The 5,401-nt window shown below is 72.5% G+C and carries 6 protein-coding genes and 1 pseudogene; 2 read left to right on the forward strand and 5 right to left on the reverse strand.

Annotation, left to right across the window (positions count from 1 at the left end; translation table 11 throughout):
• Positions 1 to 35 precede the first annotated feature (35 nt).
• Complete coding sequence (locus ABZ749_RS28445; protein ID WP_357233192.1) at positions 36 to 1,016, reverse strand: helix-turn-helix domain-containing protein; 981 nt, start codon at positions 1,014 to 1,016, stop codon at positions 36 to 38.
• A 115-nt stretch (positions 1,017 to 1,131) separates the two neighbouring features.
• Between ABZ749_RS28445 and ABZ749_RS28450 the strand changes: the two genes are divergently transcribed.
• Positions 1,132 to 1,698: a maleylpyruvate isomerase N-terminal domain-containing protein gene (locus tag ABZ749_RS28450; RefSeq protein WP_357233201.1), complete on the forward strand. Its 567-nt coding sequence runs from the start codon at positions 1,132 to 1,134 to the stop codon at positions 1,696 to 1,698.
• Between the two features lie 171 nt (positions 1,699 to 1,869).
• On the opposite strand, the gene ABZ749_RS28455 is transcribed toward ABZ749_RS28450, so the two are convergent.
• Both ABZ749_RS28455 and ABZ749_RS28460 read right to left on the reverse strand, forming a co-directional pair.
• Positions 1,870 to 2,412 carry a GNAT family N-acetyltransferase gene (locus ABZ749_RS28455; RefSeq protein WP_357233194.1) on the reverse strand — a complete coding sequence of 181 codons (543 nt, stop codon included), beginning with the start codon at positions 2,410 to 2,412 and terminating at the stop codon, positions 1,870 to 1,872.
• A gap of 32 nt (positions 2,413 to 2,444) precedes the next feature.
• Complete coding sequence (locus ABZ749_RS28460; protein WP_355007473.1) at positions 2,445 to 2,933, reverse strand: DUF1992 domain-containing protein; 489 nt, start codon at positions 2,931 to 2,933, stop codon at positions 2,445 to 2,447.
• Between the two features lie 229 nt (positions 2,934 to 3,162).
• Between ABZ749_RS28460 and ABZ749_RS28465 the strand changes: the two genes are divergently transcribed.
• Entirely contained in the window at positions 3,163 to 3,813 is a 651-nt protein-coding gene (locus ABZ749_RS28465; protein ID WP_357233197.1) for a LysE family translocator, read from the forward strand.
• A gap of 10 nt (positions 3,814 to 3,823) precedes the next feature.
• Here the strand turns inward: ABZ749_RS28465 and ABZ749_RS28470 are convergent, their stop codons facing one another.
• Both ABZ749_RS28470 and ABZ749_RS28475 read right to left on the reverse strand, forming a co-directional pair.
• Positions 3,824 to 4,645 carry an SDR family NAD(P)-dependent oxidoreductase gene (locus ABZ749_RS28470; protein ID WP_357233199.1) on the reverse strand — a complete coding sequence of 274 codons (822 nt, stop codon included), beginning with the start codon at positions 4,643 to 4,645 and terminating at the stop codon, positions 3,824 to 3,826.
• Positions 4,642 to 5,401: pseudogene (locus ABZ749_RS28475) on the reverse strand (monooxygenase); the annotation flags it as partial. The pseudogene ABZ749_RS28475 and the gene ABZ749_RS28470, both read right to left, overlap by 4 nt.

Below are 5,401 nucleotides of genomic sequence, written 5' to 3' on the forward strand. Positions count from 1 at the left end.
ACCCGAGCGACCGTCGGCCGTAACGGTCGGTCGGGTCACCGGTCCTGGCGAGCGACGCCGGTGCGGTACTCCTGCGGCGAACGTCCGTAGTGGGCACGGAAGAGGCGGCTGAAGTGAGCCTTGTCCGGGAAACCCCAACGGGCGGCGATGGCCTGAATCGACTGCCGCAGCAGCGGGTTGCCGAGATCACGCCGGCACTGCTCCAGGCGCTTGGCGCGGATGAGTTCGGCAACGGTTGTCGCCTCCGCCTCGAACAGCCGGTGCAGCGACCGCACCGAGATGTGGTGGGCGGCGGCGACGCTGTGGGGGCCGAGCTCGTCACTGTCGAGGTGGCGGTCGATGAAGTCGACGACCCGGGCTCGTAGTGCGGTCTGCCGCGCTTCCGGCGACAGGGCGTCCTCGATGTCGAGGTACTGGGCGAGCGCTGCGGTAAGCAGGTCCACCGCCACCCCGCCCAGGATCTCCGCCTCGGTCGGCTCGAACTGCTCCGGGTGTGCCGCGATGTTGCGCAGGTGGTGGGACAACAGCCCGCCGACGCCGAGGTGCGACGGCATCGGCGTGGCCAGCAGACGGCGGAGCCGGTCCGGTGCCAGGGGCAGCGCCGCGTACGGTATCTGCACGGTGATCGTGGTGGCGGGACCGGAGCCCTCGACGCGGTGTCGTGCGACGTGCGGCCGTGCGGTGTCCAGGAGCGTGAAATGGTTCCCGGCTTCCAGCGTGGACTCGGTGCGGTCCTGGATCAACGTGCTGTGACCCGTCAGTGGGATCGCGAGTTGATAGAAATCCCCCTCGATTCTGCGGACCAGTTTCGTGGGCCGGATCGCGTCCAGCGACGGGTAGCGCAAAGAGGTCATCCGGATGCGGCCGAGATCGATGGCCTGGGCGTAGGCCACGAAATTGTCCAGGTGACCGCTGCTGATGTGCACCGGTGCCGTCTCCTGAGCCACCAGGGCGTACCAGAAAGCGAATCGGTCCGCCGGAGGCAACACCGTCGTGTCCAAAACCAGGTTGGGCAACACTCCGCTCGCCTCCCCGCATATGCGAAGATGGATTCTTGCATGCCTCGACTTTCTTCACCCGCGACGGGAATCCCACGCCCGGTGCTACCCGGCGGGTTGGCGAGTGTCGACGGTGACCGGCGCCGACATTCGGGAGGCAGCCGACGAGATGACCAGGGTGCTGCTGCCCCACCGGGACGGCGACTGGTCGGTGCCGGCCGGCTCGCTGAGCTGGAGCTGCTGGACGACAGCGGCGCACGTCGCGCACGATCTCCTCGCGTACGCGGGCCAGGTCACCGGCCGCCCGGATGACGGCTATCTGCCGTACGACCTGCGGGTCTCCCCCGACGCGAGCCCGACGCAGGTGCTCACAGTGGTGCGGGCCTGCGCTGGTCTGCTCGCCGCCGCCGCCGACGCCGCCTCGCCTGACGTGCGGGCCTGGCACTGGGGTCCGTGCGACCCGGCCGGTTTCGCCGCCATGGGCGTGGCCGAGACTCTGCTGCACACCCACGACATCACCCTCGGTCTCGGTGTGCCGTGGCAGCCGTCGCAGCGGCTGAGCGCGCTGGTGCTGCGCCGACTCTTCCCGGACGCCCCAGGCGGGGCGGCGGCCGAGGTGCTGCTCTGGATGACCGGCCGTGGCGAGCTGCCCGGTCGGGCCCGGCGCACCTCCTGGAGCTGGCAAGCCGCCGTCGACTGACTCGCACCGGCGTTGCGGGGTGGGTGGTCGCCCGAGATAGGCCACGGTCACGGGCGCTCGGCGCGGACCGTATCCGCGTTCGCGCCGTCGCGGCCGGGAACGATTGTTCGGACCTGTTCGGGTCCGTTCGCGACAGGTACGGACGGTCGACGCGGGGAGGTGTCGACAGTGCTAGCCGGCGTGCAGCGAGTGCCGGTGGCCGTCGAGTGGGAAGGGCGGCCGGGCCGGCAACACCTCCTGGAACACGAAGCCGGACTTCTGCGCCACCCGGCAGGAGGCCACGTTGTCCACCTGGTGCAGCAGGTCGAGACGCGCCACGTCGGGGAACCGGCCGAACGCCCAGCGGCTCAGCGCGGTGACCGCCCGCGGGGCGACGCCACGGCCGCGTGCCCACGACGCCGTCCAGTAGCCGACCTCCGGGGCTGGGCGCTCCGCCGTGACTCCCTTGAGCACCACGTTGCCCACCAGCCGGGAGCCGTCGGCCTGCTCTTCGAGGACGGCGAAGGTGTACCGCCGCCCGTCGGCCCAGTCGCGCAGCGCGCCTTCCAGCCACCGTCGGGCCTCGGCGGCGTTGGTCACCGGAGCTCTGGTCCAGCGGCGCAGGACCGGATCCCGGTACGCCCGCACCAGCTCATCCAGGTCGTCGGCGCACCACTGACGCAGGGCGACACCCGGCGTCGAGGGCGTGTCGGGTGACCGCGATTCGATCAGCATCGGCACAGTCTGCCGTGGCGGTGGCCCGGCGGTCAGCCCCGACGGCGCCACCGCCGCCACCAGCTACGGCGGGGTCGGCGCGCGGGCGCCAGCACGTCCGCCGCTTCGGTGACGGTTGTGGTGACCTTGGGGCGGGCACGTTCGGCGCGCCAGCGGCGGATCACGTCCTCGGTGTTCACCGGACGCACCGCGACCCGGGGGCCGTCGTCGGGGAAGCGCAGCCACGCCACGATCTGCGCGTTCAGCTGTCCCACGAAGTCGCGGACGGACTGTTCGGTGGGCAGGTCACGGACTTCGTCGGGGACCTGCTCGATGCGTCGGCGCAGTTGCAGCGACGTGGGCAGGAGCAGGTCACTGGGGAGCGCCTCGCGCTCCAGGAAGCTCTTGATCCACCACGCCTCGTCATACGGCGCCCCCCGACCGGGGATCGGCTTGCCCATGCCGGGCAGGCGGTCGAACTCGCCGCGCTGAACGGCATCCTGGATCTTCGCCTCTACTGACGCTTTCCACGCCTCGGTCACCGTGCGGCACCTCCCTGGCCACCGTAACGCGCCGCCTGCGGCCGGCGACACGCCCTTGCCAGGGGTCAGCACGCCCGCGACAGTGAGCATTCCCGCCGACGGTGCTGCCGCCGCACCGAACGCGAGTGGATCACTGCGGATCGCAGGCCACGGCCTGCCAGGTGGCCCTGGGTGGGGACGTTCATTCCGATTACGGTCGGTGAGGGATCCATCGGACGGGGGAAGCGTCATGGTGAGTACGGGTGCACTGCTGGGCATCGCGCTGGTGGCGTTGGGGCTGGTGCTCACGCCCGGCCCGAACATGGTCTATCTGGTCTCCCGCTCGGTGGCGCAGGGCCGCCGTGCCGGGCTCATCTCGCTGCTCGGGGTCGCCGCCGGCTTCGGCGTCTACCTGGCGGCGGCGGTCGCCGGCCTGGCCACCGTCTTCGTCCTGGTGCCGACGCTGTACGCGGTGGTGAAGCTGGCCGGCGCCGGCTACCTGCTCTGGCTGGCCTGGCGGACGCTGCGTCCGGGTGGGCAGTCACCGTTCCGGCCCGCGCCGCTGCCACCGGACCCGCCCCGGCGGCTGTTCACCATGGGCCTGGTCACCAACCTGCTGAACCCGAAGATCGCGATCCTCTACGTGTCGCTGTTACCGCAGTTCATCGACCCGACGCGGGGGCACCTGGCCGCGCAGAGCCTGCTGCTCGGTCTGACCCAGATCATCGTGGCGCTGAGCGTGAACGCGATGATCGTGCTCAGCGCCGGCGCCCTCGCGGGGTTCTTCGCCCGCCGGCCGGTGTGGTTGCGGGTGCAGCGGTGGGTCACCGGCACCGCGCTCGCGGCGCTGGCCGTGCGCATCGCCGCCGACCGCTCGCGCGCTGCCGTCGCCACGCCCTGACCCCGGGCGGTCAGCGCCCGCGGTGGCGGCCGAGCATCCCCGCGGCCAGCGGCGCGGCGTCCAGGTCACCGGCGGCGAGGCGGGCGGCGAGGGTACGGCGTACCAGCCGGTCGGCCAGCGCGGGCGCGTGCCGGCCGACGGCCATCTCCAGCCGACCGCGTGCGGTGGTCGCCACGTCCCGGGGCGCCCGCCGGGCGGTGGCGGTCCGCAGGATCGCCGCGACCACTCCTTCGACGGGCTCGGGGCGCGACACCCCTCGCAGGGACAGCCCGGCCTCGGCGGTGCTGTCGTGGATCGGTGAGGCGACCATGCTCGGGTAGACGACGCTGACCCCGACGTGGGTGCCCACCTCGTGGCGCAGCGCGTCGGCGTAGGCGACCAGGGCCCGTTTGCTCACCCCGTACGCGGCGGCGAGCGGCAGCGGCAGCACCGCCATCCGGCTGGCCACGAAGATCACCCGTCCGCGTGCGGTGAGCAGTGGGGGCAGCGCGGCGGCGGTGGTACGCCAGGCGGCGAGCAGGTTGACCTCCAACTGCCGGCGGACCACCTCGTCGGGCGGCAACTCGGCCGGCGCGGGACCACCGACACCGGCGTTGTTGATCAGCAGGTCGAGCCCGCCGAGTCGGTCGACGGCGGCCCGCACCCCCGCCGGTACGGCGTCCGGGTCGGTCAGGTCGCAGGCCAGCACCGGCACGTCGCCGTCGGAACTGGCGTGCAGGTCGAGCCCCACCACCCGGGCGCCGGCGGCGCTCAGCGCGGCGCCGAGGTGTCGGCCGAAGGTCCCGCTCGCCCCGGTGACCAGCACCCGCCGACCGGTCAGCGATCTCGTCACCGCCCGGCTCCGCTCGGGGTGGGGCGGGCGCGGCGGGTCCCGACGGTCAACTCCCGGGCCAGCTCTGCCAGGTAGACGTCGAAGTCCACCCGCATCGCCGGGCGGCGCTGACCCCAGCGGGCGGTCGCGGCCCGCAGTTCGGCCCGGCACGCGGCGCGCTGTCGGGCCGGGTCCGGCAGCGTGTACCGGCCGGCGAGGTGCGCCGCGATCAGCTTGGCCTGCGCTTCTACCAGGGGGAACGCGGAGCCGGTGGACTGCATCAACCCGACGAAGCTCAGCCCGGGGGCGTCGGGGTGGAACACGTGCCGGTACAACGGCAGGGTGTCGGCGCCTCCGGCGAGCAACGCCGGGTCGAGGAACAGGACGTCCACCCGGTAGCCGGTGCACCAGATGATCAGGTCGACGGTGTCGGTGCGGCCGTCGGTGAACTCCACCCGGTCGCCGTCGAGGGCGGCGACGCCGGGTCGGGCCTCGACGTCACCGTGGGTCAGCCGCGACAGCAACCCGTCGGAGAGCGTCGGGTGGTCCTGCAGGAAGCCGTGCGTTGGCGCGGGCAGCCCGTAACGGGTGGGGTTGCCGACGGTGGCGCTCAGCATCGTCTGGGTGATGCGTTGGCGCAGACGCCACGGCAGTCGGCGGGCCAACGCACCGTTGAGGGTGTCCGAGGGTCGTCCCAGCAGGTACTTCGGTACCACCCAGACGCCTCGGCGCAGCGACAGCAGGGTGCGGGTGGCGGCGTACGACGCGTCGACGGCG

The organism is Micromonospora sp. NPDC047753 (genome assembly GCF_040642735.1).
Classification (GTDB): domain Bacteria; phylum Actinomycetota; class Actinomycetes; order Mycobacteriales; family Micromonosporaceae; genus Micromonospora.